Here is a 26412-nt window from a genome sequence, read left to right as displayed (position 1 = left end):
GCCTGTGCTCGTGGCGTGTCAACGAGGCCAACAAGACTTTCTGCGTGCGAAGTTCACGGACGGCCGGGTGCCGGGCCCACGGTGGCCGCACCCCGGCCCGCCCGTCCACACGGGCCCGCGCCGTCGAGGACGCGAGCCCGCCTTCGGCGCGGGAGGGACCGGGAACCGCGCCGAACCATGTGATTCCCTGCGGGAGTTACGGCACCACAGCAAAGGCTTCTTTCCCGGCGAGGGCACGTTCCGGCCGACGCGCCCGCCTTCCCCCCGTCCTCACCCCTCGTCGCGCAGTTGGGCAGCCAGGGAGGCCAGGGACTCGGTCTCCTCGGTGTGGCCCAGGGGGGTGAGGTGGGAGATCGCCGCGTCGAGGCGGGTCAGGGCGGGGGCGGGGCGTTCCAGGTAGAGGCCCTCCACGACGGACGCGAGCCGGACACACTCGGCCCACTCGCCTGCGTGGTCGTCGTCGGGTCCCGGTTCGCCGAGCAGGGTGAGGGCCCTGTCCAGCGCGGCCAGGGCGGTCTCGTACTCACCGGCGTAGGCGTTGACCCGTCCGTGTTCGTAGGCGAGGGCACTGTCCAGGGAGCGGTCACGGGCCTCGTACTCCGCGGCGCGCGCCTCGTCGGCGACCCTGCCCGCGTCGGCGAGGACGGCGAGGGCGTCGGCCAGGCCCTCGGCGCCCTGCCGCTGGGCCTGGAGACGGGCGAGTTCGCGCAGGCAGCTGCTGAGCTGCTCGTAGCGCGGGGCCCGGGCATGGGCGGCGAGGGCCTGGTCCGCGGCCTCGCGGGCCCGGCCGAACTCGCCTGACTCGGCGAGGAGTACGGCGGTCTCGGCGGCGATCATGGCGTGGCTCCCGGGGTCGTCGTCCCAGCCGGCCGACTCGGCCGCGAGGGCGACGAACTCCGTCGTGGCGGCCTTGAGATCCTCCCCCTCGTGCAGCGCGCGGGCGCGGTACAGGCGCAGCTGGGCGACGAGCCGGTCGTCCATCTCTCCGGCGGCGACGTCCGGTTCGGTCAGGAGCGAGTCGAGCAGCGCGATGCAGTCCTCGACGCGGCCCAGTTCGAGGCTGAGCCGGGCGGCGTTGCCGTAGGTGCAGAACGCGTCCGTCCGGCTGCCGTGGCGCAGGTCCAGCTCCGCGGAGCGCGACAGGTGCCGCAGTGCCTCGTCGGGACGGCCCAGACGCATGCAGGCCTGGGCCAGATCGCCGTGGAGACGTGCGGTGTCGACGGAGTCGGACGGCCAGTCGGCGGCCAGCCGCAGGCCCTCGGTCAGGTCCGCGTGCGCGGCCTGCGTGTCTCCGAGGCCGAGCCGGAGCCGGCCGCGCAGGCCGAGCGCGCGGGGCAGGTGCCAGGCGGGGCCGTCCGCCCTCAGCCGGTCGAGGTGGGCGTCGATCTCCGCGACCGCGGTGGGCAGATCGCCGGAGAGCGCGTGGGTACTGGCCCGCAGCAGGTGGGCGCCGGAGATCTGGCCGGTGATGTCGTGCCGGGTGGCGAAGGCGAGCAGCAGGTCCACCTCGGCGAGGACCGGCGCGATGTGCTCCTCGTCCCTCGTCGCCTGCAGCCGCAGGCCGAGTGCGCTCGCCCGCAGCCGCAGCACCCGGGCCTCCTGGTACGGGGCGAGGTCGGGCGTCTCCTCCTGCAGCCGGACGAGGGCCGCGTGGGCGGCGGTCAGCGCGGCGGCCTTCGCCTCGGCTCCGTCGGCGCGTTCCTCGGGGAGCTCCCCGGCGGGGAGCACGGCGCAGGCGCGGGCGAGCGCCGCGTCACCCGGCGCTCCGGCCTCGTCGTACAGGCTCGCGGCTTCCTCCCACAGGGCGGCCGCCTTGTCGAACTCGTCCTTCTCGCCCACCCGGCCCGCCTCGTCGGCCAGCAGGTCCGCGCGCAGTCGTACGAGCGGTCCCACGGCCGGGTCGTCGGGGTGGGCGTAGCCGGGGGCGGCGACGAGGGTGCGCAGCCGGGCCCAGCAGGCCGTCGCGTCCGGATGCCCCCGCTCCTCCGACTCCCTTGCGCGCACGATGAGTTCGGCCAGCGACTCAGGGACGGCGGCGGGTGCGGGTGCGGCGGCCGGGGCGACGTCGTCGAGACCGCGGGCGCGCAGGGTCAGCTCCAGCGCGTCCAGGAGGGGCGCACGGTCGAGGCGGGCGGTGCGCCGGTCGGTGTGGGCCGTGGTTCCGTTGCGGGCGTCGAAGCGGGCTGCGAGGTCGGCGGCGCGGCCGCGTACCTCGGCGCGCAGGCCGGCCACCGTCCAGGTGCGGCCCGCGTATCCGGCGGCGGGCAGGTCGCCGTGGCCGAGGAGTTCGACGCGCTGGAGGAGGACCTCGACGCCGGTGAGGAAGCTGACGAGGTCAAGCGGCGAGTCGACGTCGTCGAACAGGTTCCGGTTCTCCGCGAGGAGTTCCAGGCCGCGTGCCTCGTTGCCGGTCAGCGCGCAGAACTCCAGGTGCCGGCCGACCTCGCCGGACATCGCCGGGTTGCGGCGGCAGGCGCGGTAGCCGGTGAGGTGCAGTTCGCGGGCCCGGTCGGTGCGGCCGAGACGCAACAGCGGGAGCAGCGCGTAGGAGACGGAGCGGGCGGGCTCCTCCTGGCAGGACTCCTTCCCGGCCAGGACGGGTTCCCAGGTGCGTAGCGCCCGCTCGTCGTCGCCCGCCCCGAGGTGGTACAGGGCGCGCTCGCAGATCTCGCAGGCCTCGCAGTCGCTGAGCTTGGTGCGGGTCCGTCCGGCCCACAGTTCGAAGGCCGGGTCGGTGTCCTCGCCGACGTGTGCGGCGAGCCGGTAGGCCTGTCCGTAGTAGGGCTGCAGCCCGAGGCCGGCCTTCTCGTAGCGGTCGCGCATCTCGGTCAGCCACTGGCGCAGACTTGGCAGGGGCATCTCGGGCAGGGCGAGCAGGGCGTTGGCGACCCACTTGAACCGCCAGAACAGCAGGTGGCGCAGGCGCTCGTCGAACACGTCGGGCTGCTCGTCGAAGAGGGTGAGCAGGCGGGCGAAGACGACGGGCGACTTGCGGGGTTCGGAGCCGTAGGTGTACGCCTCCTGGAGTTCCAGGAGGGCGTGGACGAGCGGGCGGCCCTCCGTGAACCGCTCGGCGGCGTCGACCAGTTCCTCGGCGGTGACGGTGCGGGTCCGGCCGTAGGGGCGCCGGTCGTTCTCCTGGAGCGCCCGGTACAGCTCGTCCGTGTTCTGGGGATGGGGTGCGGTGGGCATCGTCAGCTGTCCTTGCGGAGGGCGTGGGCGAGGAGGTCGAGGAAGGAGCGGTTGATGAGGCTCGACTCGGCGGGCCTGAGCGGACGCCGGGACAGCATCGCGGCCTGCCCGTAGAGGGCTTCGGCGCTGGTGCGGGCCAGTTCGGGTTCCTCGATGGTGACCGCCGTACGGACCAGCGGGTTGAGCTGGTTGAGGATCAGCTGGGCCCGCGGGGCCTCCTGCCGCAGGTGGCCGAGGATGTCGCCCCACACGCCGCCCTGCTGTTCGCGGGCGAGCTGGGAACGGGTGCGCTCGTGCCGGGCCTCACGGCTGTCGAGGAGGAGGGCGGGGGCCGAGGCGGGCTGGAAGGTGCGCAGCGCGACGTCGCAGTCGAAGACGGCGAGGGCGTCGCGGGCCTGGGCCAGGTAGGGGGCGGCGGCGAGTTCCGTCTCCCGGTCGACGGGGTCGAGGTGGGCGGTGAGCGTGGCCGGGTCGAGGTCGGCGACGCTGACCTCCGGCCTGATCTCCGGCAGCCGGTGGACCAGTTCGCGGTCGTAGGTGTAGCCGCCGTTGACGACGCCGAGTCCGGCGGCCGAGGCGATCGCGGCGACCTGCCGGAACTCCTCCACGCTGGAGGTGACGAGCACCGTGCGGTGGGTGCGCGCGAACTCGTCCAGCGTGGCGTGTCCGGCGGTGGTCTCGAACGGCAGCCAGGGCAGCAGCATCCGCAGGATCTCGTCGTCGTGCACGGCCAGCGACTTCACGGCCAGGTGGTGGGCCTGGAGGAAGCGGCCGAGGAGGTCCGGGTCGCTGGCGGCGGTGCGGGCGATCCAGGCGCGCAGCCGTTCGGCGAGGGCGTCACGGACCGCGGCGAGGGTGTCGTCCTCGTACAGGGACTCGCGGGACGCGGTCGGGCGCAGGCTCTCGGCATCGAGGACGCAGCGGACGAAGAACGCCCACTCGGGCAGGATCTCCTGGGCCTGCTCGGACAGCAGCATGCCCTTGACGTGCACGCGGTGGCCGTGGCGGCGCCCGGCCGGCACCGTCTCGGGGAGCACGCACGCGATGCCCTTCAGGCCGACGGCCGGCAGGTCCAGGTCGATGGTGTCCAGCGGCGTGAATCCGAAGATCTCCTCGCCGTACGCGGCCAGCGCCCGGGAGCGTGCTCCCGGTGTGGGGTACGGACGCGCCCAGGGTGCGGGCTCGGGGTTGACCAGCGCGCCCGGACCCCCGGTGCCGCCGTCGAAGGTCACCGGGTGGCGCAGCAGGGAGCCGAAGTGCCGGGCCAGCGCCTGTACTTGGACCGGCCTGGTCCACTCCCCCGCGTCGGCGCGGGGCGTGAGGGTGACGGTGGTGCCGGGCCGGGGGCGGGCGGAGGCGGGCAGGGTGCGGACGGTGTAGCTGCCGTCGCCGCGGCCCCGCCACTCCACGGCGGGTGCGTCGGGGGTGCGGGCGGACCGGCTGACGACGTGGATCTCGTCGGCGACCAGGAAGCAGGAGAGCAGGCCGATGCCGAACTGGCCGATGAAGTCGGCGCGTTGCTCGGCTATCTGCTCGGTTCGCTTGCTGCTGCGGCCGATCGTGGCGAGGAAGGTGTGCACGTCGGCCTCGGTGAGACCGACCCCGTCGTCCTCCACCCGGACCACCGCGCCGTCGGCGTACAGACGGATGCCGAACGCGCCGTCGGCGGCACCCGGTTCGAGAACATGCCGGGCGGTCAGCGCGTCCACCGCGTTCTGCAGGAGTTCGCGCAGGTAGACGCGGGGGCTGGAGTAGAGGTGGTGGGAGAGGAGGTCGACGAGGCCGCGCAGATCCACCTGGAAGGTGCGGTCGGCGCCGGCTGGGCTCGCGGGGGTGTGGGGCAGAGTCATCGGGCAGTCCGGGGTGAGGTGAGCGACGGGCGGCGGGCGGGGGTGGCGGGCTCGGGCGGTGCGCCGGGCCGGGGTCAGGCGTGCGTCGCGCCCGGCCGGGGTCAGGCGTGCGTCGCGCCCGGCCGGGGTCAGGCGTTGCGCCGGGCGCGGGCGTACATCTTTTCCGACTGCGCCATGTACCTCCAGGGCCAGGAGGTGTACGCGCCGCCCAGCTCACGGAAGACCCGCGGCAGCGCGATCCGCTCGGAGGCCAGGGACAGGGCCATGGCGAACGCGTTGAAGTCCTGCTGCCAGCCCGGGCGCCGTACGTAGGCGGGGTGGAGGATGCTGCGCTCGGCCGCGTCCAGCAACTCGTCCTGGATATCGGGGGTGACGAGGCAGTTCTTGCGGTCGGACTCGACCCAGTCCTCGATGTGCGCCACGGCGATCACACAGCCGAGACGATGGCCGTCGGGCGCGTCGGCGAACGCCTCACGCGCGAACGCCAGGGCCTCACCGGGCCCACCGCTCCACCGGGGCTGCAGGTGCGACACCCACTCGATGTGGGTGTCCGGGTCCAGCGGGGCGCGGCGCAGGGCGGCGCCGAGGCGGGTCTCGTTGACCGCGGGGCCCAGCGACATGCCGCGGCCGGAGGTGAGGAGGCGGCGCCACGGCGTGACCCATTCCGGCCGCGACTCGGCCGCCTCCAGGAGCTGTTCCTCGGCGATGTGGAGCCGCTCGCGGAACACCCGCCACTGCTCGGGCGTGACGTCCACGGCACTCGCGCGGGTGCGCGCCTCCCAGCCCCAGACGATGTGGCGCGCCCCGGATATCAGCAGCGCCGTGGCCCGGTGCTCCTTGTCCTCCTCGACGGCCCGGCCGATCCAGTCCTGCACTCCGGCCAGTTCGGCCAGCTCACCGAGGATCTGGTCGTCCCGGCCGAGGTCGAAGGGGCCCAGCGCCGCCTTGACCGCGGTCCAGTCACCGGCTTCGGCCGCCTCCACCAGCGCGAGCACCCGCGTGTCTCCGAGTGCGCGCAGCGTGTACATGCCGTTCCCCAGTCGGCGCGGGGCGGGAAGGGCATGCGGATCCGCCGCCGGTCTCTCCCCGCCTCTGCCGAACAGCTTGTCGAACATGCCGCGCCCTCCCCAGGATCCGCGTGATCGTCGGGTGCAGCATAAGCGGCGGCACCGACAGCACTTCCACAGGGTTTCCACCGGTGGTTCACGGAGCGGTCGCGAGGGTCAGGGTGTACGGCGGCTGTGGACGCTGACGGCGTGGCCGCCGCCGTAGCGGGCGGCGTCCCAGGTGGCGAAGCGGTCGACGAGGGTGAGACCGGCCGCGGGCGTTCGCGTCAGGCGGCGAAGACCTGGAACTCCGAGACCTGGCCGGCCGGCCAGCCGTTGTTGGCGGTGAAGGTGAGGCGTATGTAGCGGGTGGTGACCGTCGCGGGGAGGGTGAGGGTCGCCGTGTTGCCGGTCGCCGGGTTGAAGGTGTAGCCCGCTGCGGCGAGGAGTTGGGTGGAGGTGCCGGCGTCCGTGCCGCCCTGGACGGAGATGGTCTGGGTGCGGGTGGCCCAGGCGGTGGCCGGGGGGAGGTTGAGGACGATCCGTTTGACGCCGGTGGCGGCGCCCAGGTCGACCTGGACCCACTGCGGGAAGGCGTTGTTGGCGGACTCCCAGTAGGTGTTGGCGTCGCCGTCGGTCGCGTTGCCCGAGCCGTAGGTCTGGGTGTGGCTGCTCTCCGAAGTGGGCCGGTGGAGCGCGAGGTTGGTAGTGCTGGACGGGGGGTCGGTGGTGACGGTGGCCTGGTTGGAGGGCTGCGACACGTTGCCCGCCGCGTCGAGGGCGACGACGGCGAAGGTGTACGCGGTGGACGCGCCGAGTCCGGTGACGGTGAAGGAGGTTGAGCCGGTGGTGCCCACCTGGGTGCTGGTCGAGCCGGACACCTGAAGGATCCGGTAGCCGGTCACACCTACGTTGTCGGTCGACGGGTTCCAGTTCAGCGAGGCGGAGTTGCTGGTGTGCCCGGTGACGGTCAGGGCTCCCGGCGCGGCGGGCGGTGTGGTGTCGCCGCCGGTGGGGAGGGTCGGCCGGGTGGGGCGGGTGGCGGTCAGCGCGATCTGGCCCTTGAGCATGCGGCCGCCGTCGCCGGTCAGGCGCAGGTAGTAGTCGGAGGAGCAGGCGGTGCCGTCCTCGTCGAGGGCGAGGAAGCCGGAGTCGGTGGGCACCCAGGCCTGGGTCTCGGCGGTCTTGGCGATCTGGTTGCCCTCGTTGTACTCGTCGAACATCGAGATGTAGATGCCCTGCACCCCGGCGCGCACCATGTTGTAGAACTGCCGCCACATGAAGTCGCCGTGCGCGCGCTGCCGGCCGGAGACGTCGCCGGGCAGGACGCAGGGCTGGAAGTCGATGCCGTTGGCGTTGCAGTCGGCCTGGTCGGGGACGGTGTACGTGGTGTAGGCGTTGTCGGCCTCGGTCACGTTGCCGATGGCGCCGACCATCCACGGCGAGATCATGTTGAAGGCGTGGTAGACGCCCAGGAAGCCGGGCTGCGAGCCCCCGGTGCCGGTCCGCCATTCGCGCGGGACGCCGCCGATGACGTAACAGCCCTGTCCCTTGAACCAGTTGACGACGTCGAGGCAGGCGTCGGGGGTGAAGGGGTGGTTGGGGTCGTTGAAGCCGAAGCCCCAGATGCAGACGACCGGCTTGCCGTTCTGTCTCGCGTACGCCGAGGACGCGGTGTGCGCGGACATCTTGTTCGTCCAGTCCGTCTTGATCTCGGACTGCATGTTCGTCCAGTTGGAGACGTCGTACATGATGTAGAACTTCCGGCCGTACGACTCCGCGGCGCTGCGCACCTTGGTCGCCATGGCGTCGCGTGTGGGGCCCTCGCCGCCGGTGGGGTTGAAGCGCTGGAGCGCCGCGGTGTCGATGCCGTTCTGCTGCATCCACAGGAAGTGGGTGTTCACCGTCTGCTGGTCGTAGGAGGAGAACAGCTTGGCGGGCTGGCCGTTGCCGAGGGCGGCGTACGACGTCTGGTACGTGTTGGTGTACTCCCGCACATCGGGCCAGCAGCTGATGGCGGTGTTGTTCCGGGACGGCGACTGGCCCCAGTTCTGGGTCCAGTGCCACCAGCCGTTGATGGGCGCGCCGTCGCCGACGCAGGCGAACCAGCCCTGGTAGCCGACGGTGATCTTGCCGACCACGTCACCCGGCGGGCTGGCCGCCGACGCGGTCTGGGCGAGTACGGTCTCGGTGGCGCCCACGGTTCCCACCGCGGTGGCCGCGACCGCGGCCCTCAAGAAGACTCTGCGTGTGACACCCATCGGGACTCCTCCTCGGTGGTCGGTGCCGCCGGGCGCGCCTGCGCCCGGCGGCACCATCGGGTCGGTTCAGGTGTTCCAGACCTGGAACTCGGAGATCTGACCGGCCGGCCAGCCGTTGTTCGCCGTGATGTTCACCCGGAGGTACCGCTGGGTGGTCGCGGTGAACGTGATGGTGACCGTGTTGTTGGTGGCGGGGTCGAAGGTGTACGTGGCCGACGACTTGATGGTGGTGAAGGAGGAACCGTCGGTACTGCCCGACAGGGACAGCGTCTGGTTACGGGCGCCCCAGCCCGCCGGGAGCTGGAGGACGACGCTGCTGGCGCTCTGCGCGGAACCGAGGTCCACCTGGACCCACTGGGGGAAGGCGTTGTTGGCGCTCTCCCAGTAGGAGCCCTGGTTGCCGTCCGTCACGTTCGACGAGGCGTAGACGTCGGTGTGGCTGGACTCCGTGGTGGCCGCGCCGGCTGCCAGGTTGCGGCTCACCGTGCCGGCCCCGGTGCCGGTCAGCGCGACCGTGGCCGTGCCGTTCGACGCGTTGCTGGCGATGCTGAGGTCACCGGTACGGGTGCCGGACGCGGTGGGCCGGAACGTGACGTTGACCGTGCAGGAGGCGTTCGCCGCGATCGACGTCCCGCAGTTGTTGGTCTGCGAGAAGTCGCCCGTGACGGTGATGCCCGAGACGGTCGCGGCGGCGGTTCCGGTGTTGGTCACCGTGACGGTCTGCGCACTGCTGGTGGTGTTGAGCGCCTGGGTGGGATACGACAGCGACGTCGGGCTGGTGGACAGGGTCGCCGGCGAGGAGCCGCCGGAGCTGGGGAACACCTGGAAGTCCGACAACTGGGCGGCGTTCCAGCCGGTGTTGGCGGTGATGTTCACCCGCACGTATCTCGCCGTGGCGGCGTTGAACGTGATGGTCACCGTGTTGCTGTTGGTGTTCGGGTCGAAGGTGTACCCGGCCGACGCCTTGATCGTCGAGAAGCTGGAGCCGTCCGTGGACCCCTGCACCGACAGGGTCTGCGTGCGAGCCGACCACGCCGTCGCCGGCGGGAGCTTGAGCACGACCTTGCCGACGCTGTAGTTCTGGCCGAGGTCGACCTGGGCCCACTGCGGGAACGAACCGAGCGTGCCCTCCCAGTACGTCGAGGCGTCCGTGTCGGTGAGGTTCGAGGCGACGTAGGGACTGGAGCTCGAACTCGCCGACGCCGGCCTCCCCGCGGCGACATTGGTGGTGCTGTCGATGCCTGTGCCGGTCAGGGAGACGGTGGTCGGGCTGTTGTTGGCGTTGCTGGTGACGGTCAGGTTGCCGTTGCGGGTGCCGCCCGTGGTGGGCTTGAAGCCGACGGTCACCGTGCAGGACGCGCCGACCGCGAGGGTGGCGCAGTTGTTGGTCTGGCTGAAGTCACCGGTCGCCGCGACGGCCGAGACGGTCGCCGACGCAGTGCCCGAGTTCGTCACCGTCACCGTCTGAGCGGTGGCCGACGAGCCGACCACCGTACCGGCGAAGGACAGGCTCGCCGGGTCGGTGTTCAGCACCGGGCCCGGCGCGGTGCCGGTACCGGAGAGGCTGACCGTGTTGGTGACCCCGCCCGCGTTGACGGTCAGAGATCCGTTGCGGCTGCCGGTCGCCGTCGGCGCGAACTTCACGCTGACGGTGCACGAGCCGTTCGCCGCGATCGACGAGCCGCACGTGTTGGTCTGGGAGTAGTCGCCGCTGGTGGAGATCGACGAGACGGACGCGGCCGCGTTGGTCGGGTTGGAGACCGTGACGGTCTGCGCGGCGCTCGTCGAACCGGTCGCGACCGAACCGAAGTTGAGCGCGCCGGGAGTGGCCGTCACGCCTTCGGACGGGTAGGGCGGGAAGACCGGAGCCGGCCAGCCGCCGCAGTACGGCGTGCCGCTGATGCCGGAGTTGCCGCCGCCGTCGGTGACGACGAAGTTGCCGCCGGAGCAGTTGTACACCGGGGACGAGTAACCGACGCCGGTCGCCGTGACGTTGGTGAACTTGGCGGCGCCGCCGGTCTGTTCCTGCAGGGCGAAGGTTCCGGTGCCGGCGATGGTGACGTTGTTGAGGTTGACGCCGCTGATGGTTCCCTCGACCCACTGGACGGCTTCGTACGGACTCTGCTGGATCAGCGCGTTGGTCACGTTGATGGGGCCGTTGATCGCGCCCTGGCTGCCGTCGAACCACAGGGCACCGACGCCGAACTGCCAGTTCGGGTCGAGGCTGCCGGCCCGGACCATGGTGTTGTCGGAGATCGTGGTGAGGCCGACCGGCGTCGACGTGAAGCGCTGCCCCACGTGGATGCCGCCGCCCTGGGCGAGGCCGGTGTCGACCACCCGGTTGCCGCTGACCGTGTTGTCGTGGCCGCCGTAGATCGCGATGGCGTTGGCCAAGATCTGTAGTGACACCGTGTTGTTGGAGATCGTGTCGTTGGCGTCGGCGCCGATGGCGGAGTCCGCCCAGGTGGCGATGCCGTCGTCACCGGTGTTGCGGATGTCGCTGTTGGTCACCTTGGAGTTGGTGACGCCGCCGTGGAAGTTGATGCCGTCGGCCGTGGTGTCACGGATGCGCATGCCGGTGAACGTCAGCCCGTCCATCGGGCCGTCCATCCAGGCGCCGACCTTCATGTGGTCGATCCACAGGTTGGAGACGGTCGAGTCGCTCATCGCGCCGCCGATGCCGTTGACCTGGGCGCTGTCGTCGCGTTCCTGCACATTGCCGAAGATCGCGAAGTTCTGCAGGCGCACACCGGTGCTCGCGTTGGGCGCCGAGTTGCCGTAGAAGCCGGGGGCCGTGCCGACGACGGTCGAGTACCACATGCCTGCGCCGGCGATCGTGACGTTGTTGACGCTGATGTGGCCGGGGATGTTGAAGGTGCCCGGCGGGATCCACACGGTGCCGCCGGGGCCCGCCGAGCTGATCGCGGCGTTGAACGCGCTGGTCGCGTCGGCCACACCGGTGGCGTCGGCGCCCTTGCTGGTCACCGACACCGCCCCCGAGGGTGCGGTCAGGGCGGCGCCGACCTGCTCGAAGTCGGCGAAGTCGATCGTGTACGAGGAGGCGGTGTCGCCCGCGTCGACCTGGAGCTTGAAGGTCGTGCCCGCCGGATAGGTGGTGGAGAACAGACGGTGGGCCTCGTCGTAGAAGTGGTGCGGGTTGCTGCCCGGCGTGTTGGTGAAGGGGTAGCTGCCGTAGTACCAGCTGTAGGCGTTGGTCAGGGTGAAGTCGGGCTGCTTGACGCCGTTGACGTACAGGGACAGCGCGGCGGTGTAGACCGAGCCGTTCGAGGTGTCGGGAATGCTGTACCGGAAGTTGATCGAATTGGTCGCCACCGGCGTGGTGAACGTGACGTACTTGCCGGTGCCCTGGAGCGTCGTCGCCTTGCGGTACGACGCCTCGTCGGCCAGCTGGCCCTGGGTGTAACTCGGGCCGATGGACGTGCCGTTGGTGTCGGAGTTCTCCGCCTGCACCTCGACGTACGGCAGGCTCGCGCCGCTGCCGCCGGTGGCGGTGGACGCCGCCCAGGCCGGTTGGACGGCCAGCGCGACGACGCCGACGGCGGCCAGCATCGCGGTGCTGACCGCCCAGACGAGGGCCCGTCTCAGATCTCGGATGGAATGGATCACTTGCCACTCCTTTGTTCACGAAATGCCGGAACTGTGCCGCCGACACCGCCGGAGAGAGGGGCGGGACGCAAAGGGAGAGGGGGGAGGCAGGGGGCGGTAACGACGCGAGGGGGACCGTAATATCCTCGACATGGACACGCAAGAACTAGACAGAGCATTGCAACAATAAAAATTCAGCCTGCAAGATCTAATGTGTCGTCTCGAGGCTGCGGCCGGCGCCGGACCCCGCACAGGGCGGTGCCGCCGGACGGGGCGTCCGGCGGCACCGTGGAGGGGTGGGGTCAGGAGGTCCAGATCTGGAACTCGGACACCTGACCCGCGGGCCAGCCGTTGTTGGCGCTGACGGTGACGCGGAAGTAGCGCTGGGTGGTGGCGGGGAAGGTGAGCGTGACGGTGTTCTTGGTGCCCGGGTCGAAGGTGTAGGCGGCCGAGGACTTCAGGGTGGTGAAGGTGGTGCCGTCCGTGCTGCCGCCGAGAGTGAGGGTCTGCGTGCGGGCGCCCCAGGCAGCGGGCAGTTGCAGGACCACGCGCGAGGCGCTGCGGGCCGAGCCGAGATCGACCTGGACCCACTGCGGGAACCTGTTGTTGGCGCTTTCCCAGTAGGTGCCCTGGTTGCCGTCCGTGACGTTCGACGACGGGTAGACGTCCGTGTGACTGGACTCGCTGGTGGGCTTGCCTGCGGCGAGGTTGGTGCCCGGGGTGACGGTGTCGGCAGTGAAGTCGAGGTAGTTGATGTTCCAGCCGCCGGTGTCCTGATGGAGCGTCAGGACCTGTCGGCCGGCGGGCAGGGTCACGTGGGTGGTCGCGGTGCCCCAGGTCTGCCAGTCGCCGGTGGCGGGCAGGTCGACGGCTCCGGTGAGGTTCGTGCCGGAGGCGTCCGACAGGTGCAGCGCCCCGGCCGCCGCGGCCGGGGCCGCGATCCGCAGGTTGACGGTGTAGGTCCCGGCCGCGGCGACGTCCACGGTGTAGCGGAACCACTGTCCGGCGCCGGTCCAGCCGAGGTTGTAACCACCGCCGGAGTCCGAGGTGCTGTCCAGGTCGATGCCGTCGGCGCGGTAGGAGTTGGCGTTGCCGTTGACGGAGGTGACGTTGTACGCGACCCCCTGGCCGCCGGTGTCGTAGTTCTCCGCCTGCACGGTGCCGGGCACGGCGGCCGGGGTGCCGCCGTAGGGGCCTTCGGGGGCGGGCGGCGGCCAGTGGTTGTCACTCAGCGTCGCGACGAACCCGGTGGAGTTGTTGACGAAGGCCGAGGCGCCGGGGTCGAGCCCGGTGACCGTGTTGCCGGTGATCGTCGCGGAGCCGGTGGGCGCCGGGTAGAACGACGGCGAGATCGCGATGCCGTTGCGGCCGGGTTCGTTGACGGTGTTGTCCTGGAGCAGGGTGTTGGTCGAGGTGGAGAAGGCGATCCCGTCGTAGAGGGAGTCGTTGACGGTGTTGCCGGTCACCGTGACCTTGTCGACGATCCCGGTGTTCTGTCCGTCGCCGCCGTTGCCGATGTGCAGGGCGGGCTGGCCCTGGCCGTAGGCGTTGCCGCCGGAGCGGACCACGGTGTTGCCGGTCACGGTCGCGGACAGCAGGTCGCTGCCGTTGACTCCGAAGCGCCCGGCCCCGAGCCCGATGTAGCGGGCGGTGTCGCTGATGTAGTTGTTCCTCACCTGGTGGCCGCTGCCGCCGTAGATCCCGACACCTTTGCCGCCCCACGGCGCGATCGAGGTGTTGTCACTGACGGTGACATTGGTCATCGGCTTGTAGACGGTCTGGGAACCGTCGCCGTTGGTGTTGTAGTTCACCGAGTTGATGGCGATCGCGTCGTCCCCGGTGCCGCGGACGAAGTTGTTCGTGACCGTCAGGTCGTTCCCGGTGTCCGCGTTCAGCGACACGTTGTTGACGTTGATCCCGTCCGCCCAGATCGACGTCAGCCTGCTGTTCTGCACCCTGCCACCGGTGCCGGAAGCCCAGAAGCCCGACATGGTGTGCTGGGTCCAGATGCCGTCGGCCAGCCAGTTGGTGCCGGTGGTGTCCATCGCGCCGCCGTCCCCGCCGATGGTGCTGCGGCTGACGGCGTTGGCGTCGATGTGGAAGTTACGCACGGTGCAGGAGGTCAGGTCGAACAGGGCTGCCAGCGGTGTGCTGTTGGGGACCGGGACGTCACGGTAGACCGTGCTGTACCAGAGCCCCGCGCCCGCGATGGTGATGCCCTGCGCGTTCAGTCCCGCGGTGCCCTTCACGTAGAAGGTGCCCTGCGGGATCCACAGGGTCTTGCCCTGCGACCGGGCCTGGTCGATGCAGCTCTGGATGGCGGCCCGGCTGTCCACCGACTGGCTGTCGGCCGCGCCGTTGGTCGGGGTGTTGTCCGCCACCGCACCGCAGCTCGTGATGGAGATCGAGTTCGCGGGCTGTGTCTGCGGCGCCGGCGGGTTCTCCACGTCGACGGAGTCCACGTCGTAGAAGGACGCGCTGTTGTCGGCGTCCTTGCGCAGCGAGAACGTGGCGCCCGCCGGGATCGGGGCCCCGGTGACGAAGGTGTGCGACTCGTCCCAGAAGACCCTCGGGTCGCCGTCGGCCGGGTTCTGGTTGTCGCTCGTGTTGTAGTTGCCGTTGCCCTCGTACACCCAGCTCTGCTTCGAGTTGAGGTTCAGCGCCTGCCGGAACACGCCGTTGACGTACAGGTTCAGCGTTCCGGTGACGCCGCCGCCCGACGCCGAATCCGGGATGCTGGCGCGGACGTTGAGGAAGGAGATCGGCTGCCCGGTGGTGTTCGTCCACTGCACGGACTGGCCCGTGTCGCCCAGGTGGACGTAGGAGTGGCCCGAAGCCTCCAGGGCGGCGCTTGAATACTGCGTCGTCGGCGCCGAGGTCAGCGACCGGACGGCCGCGCCCCCGCCTGGAGTTCCCGCCTCGGCCTCGTAGACCGAGAACGGCGTCGTCGCACCCGCCGCCGCGCTCGCTGCCGCGTGCGCCTTGGTCGGCAGCGCCGCCTGAGTGGCAGCGGCGGGTAACACGGACACGCACATCGCGCCGACCGCGGCGACGGCGGCCACCGCCAGTCGCCGGGGTCTGGAGATCGTCAGCATGTGAGGCTCCTTCACGGAGTGGGGGGAGACCGGCGCCCCGACCGTACAGAGCCCTCATCCACCCCGCTAGATTCCGACGAAGTAAAGAATTAATCTCCCAAGTCGCTGCAAGGTTCTTTCCTCAGAACGCAAATCCTGGATGACGCGAGGGACCAGTGATCGCGGAGTAGGTGCCGGGCGGTACGTCCATGGCTGACCTTCCGGCGGAGGTCCGGCGTACCGTACGGTGCGGTTGCAGGACCGCTCCGGCCGGGCCGGGCGGGGCGGGAGAGGACGTATGAGCGAGCAGTCCAGCGGTCACAGCGCTGTTGCGGACGTCGGGACGCCGGCCGGCGAGATGGTGGTGGTCGAGGACCTGCGCCGCACTTACGGCAGCGGCGACACCGCCGTCCACGCCCTGCGCGGTGTCTCCTTCAGCGTGGCGCGCGGCGAACTCGTCGCCCTCAGAGGCCGTTCCGGCTCCGGCAAGACCACCGTGCTCAACCTGGTCGGTGGCCTCGACACTCCGGACGGCGGCCGGATCGTCCTGGACGGCACCGATCTGGCCGGGCTCGGCGACGACGACCTGCTGGCGCTGCGCCGCGACCGCATCGGCTTCGTCTTCCAGTCCTTCGGCCTCATCCCGATCCTGACCGCCGCCGAGAACGTCGGGGTCCCGTTGCGCCTGCGGAAGGTCCCGGCCCGCGACCGGGAAGCCCGCGTGGACCTTCTGCTCTCCCTCGTCGGCCTCTCCGACCACGCCGACCAGCGTCCGGGCGAGCTGTCCGGCGGCCAGCAGCAGCGGGTCGCGATCGCCCGCGCGCTCGCCAACAACCCGGCCCTGATCATCGCCGACGAACCCACCGGCCAACTCGACGCCGACACCGGTCTCACCGTGATGGACCTGCTGCGCGCCGTCGTCCGCAGCGAATCCGTCACCGCCCTCGTCGCCACCCACGACACACAACTCCTCGCGCTGGCCGACCGGGTGCTCGAACTCCGTGACGGCCGCATCGTCGAGGACAGCTGACGGCACCGCCCGCGGCCCGGCGGCGGAAGCCGACGCCGGGCGGGACGGCAAGGGCGCCCCGAACCCCGAGACGGGCTGCGGTCATGGACCGGCCGCCCGCGACTCGCCCTGAGCGCGGCGGGCGGCGGCGGGCGGCGGGCGGCGGGCGGCGGGCGGCGGGCGGCGGCATCCAGCCGTGGAACGTCCTGGACGGCGAGCATGTCGCACGGACTTCCGCATTACCCTGACGGCTGTCCGACAGTGTCATCCGCAGACTTCACCTCCTCGGGGGACCGCGTGACAGTGCACCAACAGGCGACCGGGGTACCGGACTTGGACGAGCTGCGCCGGCGGGCCGCCGCGGCAGCCGCCCCGCGGCGCGAGGAGGGGCTGGTCGTCTGCGAGAACCTGGTGCGGATCTACCAGACCGAGGGCATCGAGGTGCAGGCCCTCCAGGGCCTCGACCTGGCCGTGGCCCAGGGCGAGATGATCGCGGTGATCGGAGCCTCCGGCTCCGGCAAGTCCACCCTGCTGGGCATCCTCTCCGGCCAGGACGTGCCCACCGCGGGTGCCGCCGAGGTCGCCGGACACGACCTGCTGACGATGAAGCGCCGCGAACGGCTGGCGTACCGGCGTACCACCGTGGGCTTCGTCTGGCAGCAGACCTCCCGCAACCTGCTGCCCTACCTCTCGGCGGCCGAGAACGTGATGCTTCCGATGACGTACACCGGGGTCAAGCGCTCCCGGCGCCGGGCCCGGGCCGAGGAACTGCTCGATCTGCTGTCCGTCGGCCACTGCCGGGACCGCATGCCCGACACGCTCTCCGGCGGCGAGCAGCAGCGGGTCGCCGTGGCCGTCGCCAACGCCAATGAGCCCCGGGTGCTGTTCGCCGACGAGCCCACCGGCGAACTCGACACCGCCACCAGCGACGAGGTCTTCGCCGCGCTGCGCCGGGCCAACGAGGACCTGGGCGTCACCGTGATCGTGGTCACCCACGACGCGCTGGTGTCCGAGCAGGTCCAGCGCACCGTACGGATCCGCAACGGCCGTACCTCGACCGAGGTGCTGCGCCGGGTCGCCACCGGCGAGGACGGTGTCGATGTACTCACTGCCGAGGAGTACGCGGTACTGGACGCCAGCGGTCGGCTGCAGCTGCCGGGTGAGTTCACCGAGCGCCTGCACATGCGCAAGCGGGTGCGGCTGGCCCTGGAGAGCGACCACATCGGCGTATGGCCCGACGAGGCGGCCCGGCGGGCGAAGTCCGACGCGGAGCACGCCGAGCGTGTGGAGAACGCGGAGAATACGGAGAGCGCGGGGAACGCGGAGAACGCGTCGGACGGCGGCCAGAACGCCGAGAACGCGTAGTAGGCGGTTCCTCCGGTGGCCTCCGCGGGCAGCCGCGGGCAGCCGCCGTGTGCGCGGCGTTTCACGTGAGGCGCAGTACGGCCCCCAGGCGGCGCCGTCGGGCGAGGACGGTCTCGGTGGTCGCGGCGGCCAGGATCAGCCCGGTCACGCCGACGACCAGGGCGACGGTCAGCGAGTAGTCGGTCCGCAGTGCCGGCTGGGCGGGCCCGCCGGTGAACTGCCGCAGGTCCAGTGTCGGTGCCATGAGACGCGGTTCGAGCAGCCCGAGCAGCGTGCCGCCCACCGCCGATGCCACCGCCAGCGGCAGCAGTTGCAGGAAGTGCAGCGCCCCGGCTTCCTTGCCGCCGAGTCCGAGCGTGCGCAGGAACGAGGCGGTGCGGCCGCGCTCGTGGGAGGTGAGGGTCAGCTCCAGGGCGAGCGCGAGCAGGCCGGAGAGCGCGGCCAGGATCGAGGTGGTGGTGTAGATCGTGCCGAGTCCCCGCGTCAGGCCGTCCGCGCGCAGGGTGCTCAGCGTCTCGGAGCGCACGCGGATCCGGGCCAGCGGTCCGAGTGCCTTGGCCGCCGCCGACCGCAGCGCCGCGGGCCCGGCGGTGGCGGGCCCTCGGGAAGCACCGCCCTTGAGGAGCAGGACGGTGCTTCCCGAGGGCTGCTGGGGCAGCAGATGCTCGGCGCCGGCGGTGGTGATCAGCAGGGGCGAACCGGCGGGGATCTGCGCCGTGACCGGCCCGAGGAGGGGGTCGCGCAGTTCCGCGGCGGTGAGGGTGCCGACCGGCTTGAGGGTCAGGTCCACCGGGGGCTGCCCCTGGGTCACCACCGTGGTGGTGAAGCCGCCGGTGCGTTCGCTCGCCCGCAGGTCGGGTGAGATGAGGGAGGGCAGCGGGACGCCGGCGCCGGCCCGGGTTCCCGGCGGGGTGGCAAGACCGGACAGCAGGGCGCCGGCCAGCGGCGACTTCGGGGCGACGGCGGCCAGTCGCCGGGGATCCACGGTGATCACGGCGACCCGGGAGATCACCGCGCCGTCGGCCTGTCCGACCAGGTCGAGAGTGTGCAGACGCTGGAGGGCGGTCCGTATCCCGGTGTCCGCGCCGGGCGCGGAGGCCACGGTCCCGGCCACGGTCGCGCTCGCGTCGGCGCCGGTGGTCCAGGCCGCCCCCGTGGCCAGGCCGTCGCCGATCGTACGCTGCACGAGACCGCCGAACACGGCCGTGCCCAGGGTCAGGACCAGGACGAACAGGGCCAGTCCGGTCGCCGGGGCGTCGTGGGCGGCCCGGGCCGCTCCGATGAAGCCCACCGTTCCCCGGCCGCGCCGGGCCTGCCGCAGCACCAGGCGCAGTACGAGCGGATAGATCCGCAGCAGGATCAGTACGACGGCCAGCGCGACCAGCACCGGCACCGCGCCCAGGATCCCGTCGGGGCCCTGCGAGCGCAGCGCGACCACGCCTGCGGCCGCCGCGAGCAGCACCGTCAGTTCCAGGACCACGCGCCGGCCGACGGCGGTCTTCCGGCGCGAGCGCCGCAGCCGGCCGGGCCTGCGCGGCTCGCGGACCGCGAGCCAGGTCATCAGCGGCACCGTCAGCGCCACCACCGCGACGGCGAGGGCGGCGGGCACCGGTTGCGGTGATCCGGACGTGCCGGTGGGTGCGAGGGCCCGTCCGGCCGCCCAGCCGAGGAGGGCGGCGATCAGCACCACCGGCCAGGCCACGGCGCAGCGCAGCAGCACCAGCCGCGCGGTGGACGCGCCCCGCGCGCGCTGCAACCGCAGGTGCGCCTGCCTTCGGCGCAGCAGCAGCCGTACCGCGACGGTGACGGTGGCCAGCGCGACCGCGGCCAGCGCGTCGACGGCGAACGTCGCGAGTGCCCTGGCCTGTTGGTCCTGAGCGGTGAACGCGGCGAGCAGCGGCGTCAGGAAGTCGCTCACCAGCAGGGGCCCGGTGGCCTGGCCGCCGACCTGGCAGCTGACGTCGCCGGTGATCGGATCCAGCCCCTGGCACAGGGTGGCGCTCAGGTCCGCGCTGTAGTGGGACAGTGGCCCGGTCAGTGCGCGGGCCCGGTCGAGTGCCGCCCCGGACAGGTCGGCGCGCACCTGCCAGGTCACCCGTGGGCCGCCCACCCCGGAGCCGGCCAGCAGGTCGGCGGCGTCGAGACCGACGAGGCCGCGGACGGCGAGCACCGTGCCGGCGGAGCGCTCCGCCGGGTAGCGCGACGGCTGGTCCAGCGTCTCCCGGCCGGTCCAGAAGCCGTCGGCCGCGGCCGTGGTGCGGTAGACGCCGCTCACCAGCAGTTCCGCGCGGGGCGGTGCGCTCTGCACGCCGAGCGTCTTGGCGAAGTCGAGGGTCAGCCGGCTGCCGGTCCGCACGCCCAGCGCCCGCGCGGTGGCCTGCGACAAGCCGATCTGGGGTGCGGTGCCCAGCGGCGTGTGGTCGGCCGGCGCGCGGCCGCTGACGTAGTGCAGGTGGGCCCGCGCGGACGGCAGGTAACTGACCGTCAGCAGGGTGCTGGTGTTCGCCGGCCCCGGCGGCCGCGGGGAGATCAGGGACGCCTGGTTGTAGTCGTAGCTGCCGCCGCCGGCGAAGGCCAGGTGCCGCGCGGCGGAGCCGCCGAGGTGGTCGGTGAGGGTGCGGCCGGCGCCGAGCAGGGTGGCCATGTCCACGGCGGGCGGCGAGGTGTTGAAGACCTCCGGTGTCGTACTCAGGCTGATCAGGGGCGCCTGAACCTGCGCGGCGTCGACGCGCTGCCGCAGCGCCCGGTCCTCCTGGCGGCCCGCGAACACGGGCGCCCATGCGCACAGCGCCGTCAGCACCAGGACCAGCACCGCCAGGCAGGCCAGCATGGGCAGGTCACCGCGGGTCTCCTTGCGTATCAGACGCCGGGTCACCGCCGCGCCCGTGCCCACGGGCTGCGTCCCCGTCCGCCCTCTCCGGTCGTGCCCGGCCGCCCGGCTCAACGGTCTTCCCCCGCTCGCAGTACCCGTACCAGGTCCACCCGGGCCAGCAGCCGGGCCAGCGTCAGCACGACCGCGCTGATGGCCAGCGCGGTCGCCACCGCGGTCAGCGCCACGGTGCCCCAGGGTATGACCTGCGGCAGCGGCGGATAGGGGGCCTGTCCGCTGTCGTCCACGGTGACCAGCGGCAGCACCGCCGCTGCCAGGGCCATGCCCATCAGCGCCCCCGGCACCACCGCGAACAGCGCCAGACCCAGCTGCTCGGCGCCCAGCAGCCCGGACAGGCTCCGGGAACGGACGCCGATCGCCCGCAGCAGGGCGAACTCCTTGCGGCGCTGCCGGGTGGAGACCACCGCGTGCACGGTGAAGGCGATGACCGCGAAACCGGGGGCCAGGTACCGGACCAGTTCCAGCACCCGGCGCAGCCCGCTGCGGAACGGATCGGCCTGCAGGGACGCGGCGGTGCGCGCCGTGGTGGTGACGCGGCCCAGCGCGGGCTGTGCCTCGGCGGCGGCGGCCGTACGCGCGCTGTCGGTGCCGGCGATCCACCAGAACGCGGGATCCTCCTGGTCGGCACCGGCCAGCGTCAGCGCGGTGGCGAGCCGACGCTGATCGGCGATCAGATGCCCCTGGGCGCGGCCCAGTCCGGGCGGCGGGTCGACCCGGCCCACGATCGTGGCGGTGACCCGGCCGCCGCCCAGATCCAGTGTGGTGGTGCTGCCCACGCTCAGGCGCGCGTCGCGCAGCGCCGAGGCGTCGGCGCGCACCGGCAGCGGCGCCGGCTCGCCGGCCGGGCCGGCCAGGAGCCGCACCTGGCTGCCGGGCCGGGTGTCGTAGTCGCTGTCGGCCAGGCCGCCGAAGACCTCGCTGATGGCCCGGGAGGGCCGGCTGCCGGTGCTGATGGTGGTCCGGAGCACCTCGGAGCCGCCCGGAACGATTGAGCACACCCCGGGGGTGCCGGGATCGTAGCGGCCGGCCGGCTGTCCTTCACAGGCTCCCGCCGTGGAGTCGGCGGCGTGATCCGTGCCGTCGGTCCAGACCTGGCCGCCGGGCAGTCGGGGGACCCAGGTGTCCGCGGTGCCCCGCGCGCCCACCCGGAGCAGTTCCAGGTCCAGCCGCGCGGGACGCATGTCCGGCTGCGGCAGGACGTCGACGGCGGTCACCGTCAGCGGATACGTCCGCGGATGGCCGCCGCTCAGCGCCACGTCGAGGGGGACCACGACGGTGTGCCTGGCCCCGTCGGCGGCGGGCAGGTAGGTCGCCACGGTACTGACGACGCCGGACGCGTCCTGCACGGTCAGTTCCAGGCTCGGTGCCGCGCGGCTGCCGTCGCTGCGCAGCCGCTCGTCCAGCAGCAGCGCGGTCGGTCGCCCGGGCAGCGGTATCCCGAAGACGGCCGGTGACGGGGTGCGGGGAGCGGGCCCGCCGATCGTGCCGACCAGGTCCTCGGTGGCGCCGCCGGGCAGGTGCACCGTCGCCTGCGTCACCGGGGTCACGGCGGTCACCGCCGGCAGCGCGCGGTAGGCGGCGCCCAGCACGGAGGAGGGGTAGCCGTCGTCCGCGGACGGGGAGATCCGCACGTCCGCGCCGACGGTGAACGCGGCCTGCTCGGAGGCCAGGCCGCCCAGGCAGGCCAGCGCGGTGGTGGCGAAGGCGCTCACCGACACGGCCAGGCACATCAGCACCACCGGTCCCGCGTTGCGCGCGGCCCGCCGGCTCGACTGCCAGCCGGCCAGCGCGAGGACCAGGCCCCGGCTGCGACGGCCGAACGCGTCCAGCAGCACGGAGGTCAGCGGCAGCAGCCGCAGCAGCAGGAGCGCGGCGGCGCCGGCCACCAGGGTCGGCACCAGGACCAGCACCGGGTCCGCGGACGCGCCGCCGGAGCCCACGTCGGCGATCAGCGAGTGGTGCCGCCGCAGTTCCAGATACCCCAGGGCCGCGACGGCCAGCAGCGCCAGGTCGGCGCCGAGCCGCTGCGCGGCGGCGGCCCGCGCACCGCGGGCCGGCCGCGACCGCGCCGACGGCAGCACGGGCAGCAGCACCGCCGCGGCGTGCACCAGCAGGGTCAGACCCACCGCCGCCCACGCGCCGGTGCCCCGGCTGCCGGGGTGCAGCAGCCCGGCCAGGAAGGGCGCGGCGACGGCGGCCGGGACGCCGGTGAGCGCCCACTCGGCCGCCGCGCCGCGCAGCAACCGCAGGGTGCCGGCGCCTCTGGCCTGCTGGAGGGCCAGCTCACCGCGCCGGCGCAGGGTCAGCTGGCGAGCGGCCAGCAGGAGGGTGGCCAGGGCGAGGACGGCCAGCAGCACGCTCGGCAGGTACAGCGAGGACCGGGCCACCACCATCGGCACCGTCAGGTCGTCGATCGCGCCCGGCAGACCGGAGACCACGTTCAGGTCGTCCAGTGACGGCGGCCGTCCGCCGAACACCGACACCCGGCTCTGGCTGCCGGAGAAGGCACGCACCCGGTCGTGCAGCCCGGCGAGGCTGCCCGCGTCGAGGCGGGAGAAGTCGGGCTGCACGGTCCAGTGGACTGTCAGGTGCCCGTTCAGGACGGTGCTGCCGTTGAGAGCCGACGCCGAGACCACCAGCAGGTCCTGGTCGGCGGTCTCGCCCTGGGTCAGTACGCCGGCCATCGCGGGCCAGAACCCGACGGCACCGGTCGCCCGGAAGACGCCGGTGATCCGCAGGGTCATGGTGCGGTCGAAGGCGTCCCGCACCCGGAGGGCGGAACCGGGTTCGACGCCCAGGCGCTTGGCCAGCGCGTCGGGCACCGCCGCGTCGACCGGGGCGGTGGACCCGGTGGCGGCCCGGACTTCGGGCAGCGAGGTGAACGCGCCGGCCGGGGCGTCGGCGGTGCCGGCCGGCCACCGGCCGGCGACCAACTGCCCGAACTCACCGCCGTCCTGCACCGCGACCGGGTGCAGCCCGCTGCCCCCGGGACCGCGCGGCGGGCCCGTGACCCCGTCGATCCCCGTCACCGAGACCGGCGACGTGCCCAGCAGCCCCACATAGGTTCGGTGCGGCACCCCGGCGAACGCCCGGTCGCCGGCGGCCCGCACGTCCCGGTCGGCGGCGGCCATTCCCCCGGCCCGGAAGGACGCGTTGACGGTCACCTGCGCGTCCAGGTCGGCGGCCAGCCGCCGCACGGCCCCCGCCTGCACCGAACTTCCCGCCAGCGCCGCGAGCGCGGCCAGCGCCGTCGCACACAGCAGCACGGTCACCGCCACAGCGGTCAGTACCAGCCCGTGCTGCGTGGCCCGCCTGGCAACGGCGGGAAGCCGCCGGGCCGGGCGCGGGGCACCCGGGCGTCGCCGCGGCGAAGTCGTGAAGGCCGTGGCGACCACATGAACCCCCGCGAAATCGAACATGTGACGGTGACGGCGCGCCACAGTCCTACCAGGCATCCCCCAACGAAGCAAGAATCACTGATCTGTTGGGGCCCGGGGCTCCAGGGTGGCCGAACCCGCCACCGCGCTCCGCGAGGCCCGTCAGCCTCTGCGCGCGGGTTGAAGACGCAGGCGGGGAGCGGTTCGCGAGGTGATCGAAGACCGTTGCCCGGGCTGCCGCGGCGGGAACAGCAGGTCCCCCCGGCGGTGTTGCACCGGCCGGGAGACCGGTACCGCGCGAGTAGGGAACAAAGAGACAAAAGGACCGCCCGCTCCGGCGTGATCCGGCGCCCTCGGGTCCGCGGTACACCCGGTCATCTGCTATTGAGGGGTACCCGGCCAGGTGCGCCGCGGACTCGGACCGAGCCCTTTGACACAGGAGGACTGCTTCATGAACGACCGGCCTTTGACGCTCATGGCCGTACACGCCCACCCCGACGACGAGGCCACGGGAACGGGGGGCGTCCTCGCGCGGTACGCGGCGGAGGGCATGCGCACGGTGCTCGTGACGTGTACCGACGGTAGTTGCGGTGACGGGCCGGATGGTGTCAAACCGGGTGATCCCGGGCATGATCCGGCGGCCGTCGCCTCGATTCGGCGTCAGGAACTCGAAGCGAGCTGCGACATCCTGAAGATCAGCCATCTGGAGATGCTGGACTACGCCGACTCCGGAATGATGGGCTGGCCGTCCAACGACGCTCCCGGCTCCTTCTGGCGGACGCCTGTGGAGGAGGGCGCCGCCCGGCTCGCGGAGCTCCTGCGGCGCTACCAGCCCGATGTGGTCGTCACCTACGACGAAAACGGCTTCTACGGCCACCCCGACCACATCCAGGCCCACCGCATCACGATGGCCGCGCTGGCGATGACCGCGCCGACACCGAAGGTGTACTGGACGACGGCGCCCCGCTCGATGATGCAGCGGTTCGGCGAGACCATGCGCGAGTTCGGTGCGGACGTGCCGGAGCCGGATCCCGCCGAGGCCGCCGCGCTGGCAAAGATCGGACTGCCCGACGAGGAGATCACCACCTGGGTGGACACCACCGCGTTCGGCGGCCAGAAGTTCGACGCGCTGGCCGCGCACGCCAGCCAGGGCGAGAACATCTTCTTCCTCAGGATGGGCCCGGAGAGGTTCACCGAGTTGATGGGCGTCGAGACCTTCGTTCGCGTCCAGGACACCACCGGCGCGGCCGTGCCCGAGAACGACCTCTTCGCCGGACTGCGCTGACCGCCGCTTCCCCGGGCTGACGGCCGAGGGGGGATCCCCGGCCGACGGGGACCATGCGTGACGCCCTCCTCGAAGTGGCCCGGCGCGAAGATGCCGGGCGTGGGGAACTGCACCGACGTCAAAAGCCGAGGTCAGCGGCGTAGGAGTGGTGGTAGCCCCCGGCGGGTGCGGAGGCGGTCCCCCTGCAGATCCGGTAGCTGGCCCGCTGTCGGCGCGGTACGGCCGTGCCCAGACTCGGCGGTATGACGTTCTCCATCGACGCTCCGGTCACGGCCGCGACGCCCGTCGCCGCATCGCGGCCCTCCGGTCCCGGCAGCGATTTCGCCAGACTCTCCCAACGCATCAGCGAGGCAGGCCTGCTGGACCGGCGCCCGGGCTACTACACCGTGCGGCTCGGCCTGGTGATCGCGGCTCTGCTGGGTGGCGGGGCGGCCTTCTTCGCGCTCGGCGACACCTGGTGGCAGCTGGCTGTCGCCGCCGCCATGGCCCTCGTCTTCGGCCAAGTGGCGCTCGTGGCACACGATCTGGCACACCGGCAGGTCTTCCGCAGGCGCCGCCCGAGCGAGACATGGGGTCGCCTCTTCGGCAACCTCGCCATCGGCATGAGCTACGGCTGGTGGATGAACAAGCACACCCGTCACCACGCCAACCCCAACCACGAGGAGCTCGACCCCGACGTCGCTCCGGACATCGTGGTGTGGTCCACCGACCAGGCACGCGACAGCCGCGGCCTGGCCCGGCTCATCGGCGGTTACCAGGCGTTCCTGTTCTTCCCGCTGCTGACGCTGGAGGGTTTCAACCTGCACGTGTCGAGCGTGCGGGCGCTGCGCTCGCCGTCCATGAAGAACCGGGTACTGGAGGGCGCGCTGCTCCTCCTGCACCTGGCGGCCTACCTGTCCGCGCTGTTCCTGGTGCTCTCTCCCGGCAAGGCCGTGGCGTTCCTCGCCGTGCACCAGTGCCTCTTCGGTGTCTATCTCGGCTGTACGTTCGCCCCGAACCACAAGGGCATGCCCACCTTCACCGGCGACGAGCGGCCCGACTTCCTGCGGCGTCAGGTGCTCACCTCCCGCAACGTGAGGGGCGGTCGGCTCACGGACATGATGCTCGGCGGGCTCAACTACCAGATCGAACACCACCTGTTCCCGAGCATGCCCACCCCTCATCTGCGACGCGCCCGGCTGATCGTGCGGGAGTACTGCGCGGAGATCGGCGTGCCGTACCACGAGACCGGGCTGCTGCGGTCCTACTGCGAGGCCCTCGCACACCTGCACCGGGTGGGAGAACCCATCAGGCGGCAGCGCGAGGCGTCCTGACGGCAGCGCACCGGGTATCTGGGCGCCGGAAGCGTACGACACCACCCGCCTGGTCGCCGACCGGCTCACCGCCCTGGCCCGGGAGAGCGTCCGGCGCCCCAGCCGCGCCCAGGTCACCAAGGCCCTCACCCGGGCCCGTTTCAA

12 protein-coding genes and 1 pseudogene are annotated in these 26412 nt (G+C 72.2%); 4 read left to right on the top strand and 9 right to left on the bottom strand.

Features of this window, described 5'->3' with window-relative positions:
• Positions 1-270: 270 nt before the first annotated feature.
• The 7 genes and pseudogenes from ACZ5K7_RS25730 to ACZ5K7_RS25700 form a co-directional block, all read right to left on the bottom strand.
• A complete protein-coding gene (locus tag ACZ5K7_RS25730) occupies positions 271-3192 on the bottom strand; it encodes a hypothetical protein (RefSeq protein WP_468916547.1) in 2922 nt (973 codons plus the stop codon).
• A gap of 2 nt (positions 3193-3194) precedes the next feature.
• Positions 3195-5042, bottom strand: coding sequence for an HSP90 family protein (locus ACZ5K7_RS25725; protein WP_468916544.1), 1848 nt, complete (start codon positions 5040-5042; stop codon positions 3195-3197).
• Positions 5043-5170: 128 nt separating this feature from the next.
• The gene (locus tag ACZ5K7_RS25720) at positions 5171-6157 is read right to left on the bottom strand and encodes a hypothetical protein (RefSeq protein WP_468916541.1); all 987 of its coding nucleotides are present in this window, start codon (positions 6155-6157) and stop codon (positions 5171-5173) included.
• A 108-nt stretch (positions 6158-6265) separates the two neighbouring features.
• Positions 6266-6364: pseudogene (locus ACZ5K7_RS25715) on the bottom strand (SAM-dependent methyltransferase); the annotation flags it as partial.
• Positions 6365-6375: 11 nt separating this feature from the next.
• Positions 6376-8349: a galactose-binding domain-containing protein gene (locus ACZ5K7_RS25710; RefSeq protein ID WP_468916538.1), complete on the bottom strand. Its 1974-nt coding sequence runs from the start codon at positions 8347-8349 to the stop codon at positions 6376-6378.
• A 66-nt stretch (positions 8350-8415) separates the two neighbouring features.
• Positions 8416-11976: a choice-of-anchor D domain-containing protein gene (locus tag ACZ5K7_RS25705; protein ID WP_468916535.1), complete on the bottom strand. Its 3561-nt coding sequence runs from the start codon at positions 11974-11976 to the stop codon at positions 8416-8418.
• Positions 11977-12257: 281 nt separating this feature from the next.
• Positions 12258-15050 carry a galactose-binding domain-containing protein gene (locus tag ACZ5K7_RS25700; RefSeq protein ID WP_468916532.1) on the bottom strand — a complete coding sequence of 931 codons (2793 nt, stop codon included), beginning with the start codon at positions 15048-15050 and terminating at the stop codon, positions 12258-12260.
• A 277-nt stretch (positions 15051-15327) separates the two neighbouring features.
• Between ACZ5K7_RS25700 and ACZ5K7_RS25695 the strand changes: the two genes are divergently transcribed.
• On the top strand, positions 15328-16059 hold the full coding sequence (locus ACZ5K7_RS25695; RefSeq protein WP_450973177.1) for an ABC transporter ATP-binding protein: 732 nt from the start codon (positions 15328-15330) through the stop codon (positions 16057-16059).
• 312 nt (positions 16060-16371) lie between these two features.
• Entirely contained in the window at positions 16372-17403 is a 1032-nt protein-coding gene (locus tag ACZ5K7_RS25690; RefSeq protein ID WP_468916582.1) for an ABC transporter ATP-binding protein, read from the top strand.
• A 61-nt stretch (positions 17404-17464) separates the two neighbouring features.
• On the opposite strand, the gene ACZ5K7_RS25685 is transcribed toward ACZ5K7_RS25690, so the two are convergent.
• Together ACZ5K7_RS25685 and ACZ5K7_RS25680 are read right to left on the bottom strand one after the other, a co-directional pair.
• Positions 17465-20296, bottom strand: coding sequence for a thioesterase domain-containing protein (locus ACZ5K7_RS25685; protein WP_468916529.1), 2832 nt, complete (start codon positions 20294-20296; stop codon positions 17465-17467).
• 47 nt (positions 20297-20343) lie between these two features.
• Positions 20344-23565, bottom strand: a complete 3222-nt coding sequence (locus ACZ5K7_RS25680; protein WP_468916526.1) for an FtsX-like permease family protein — start codon at positions 23563-23565, stop codon at positions 20344-20346.
• A 556-nt stretch (positions 23566-24121) separates the two neighbouring features.
• Here ACZ5K7_RS25680 and ACZ5K7_RS25675 point away from each other — a divergent pair.
• Positions 24122-24955 carry a PIG-L family deacetylase gene (locus tag ACZ5K7_RS25675; RefSeq protein ID WP_468916524.1) on the top strand — a complete coding sequence of 278 codons (834 nt, stop codon included), beginning with the start codon at positions 24122-24124 and terminating at the stop codon, positions 24953-24955.
• Positions 24956-25197: 242 nt separating this feature from the next.
• Positions 25198-26268, top strand: coding sequence for a fatty acid desaturase family protein (locus ACZ5K7_RS25670; protein ID WP_468916521.1), 1071 nt, complete (start codon positions 25198-25200; stop codon positions 26266-26268).
• Positions 26269-26412: the final 144 nt, after the last annotated feature.

The sequence above is a fragment of the Streptomyces sp. NPDC031497 genome (assembly GCF_055580905.1).
Note: the sequence above shows the minus strand (reverse complement) of the source record. Positions and strands in the feature narration are given on the sequence as shown.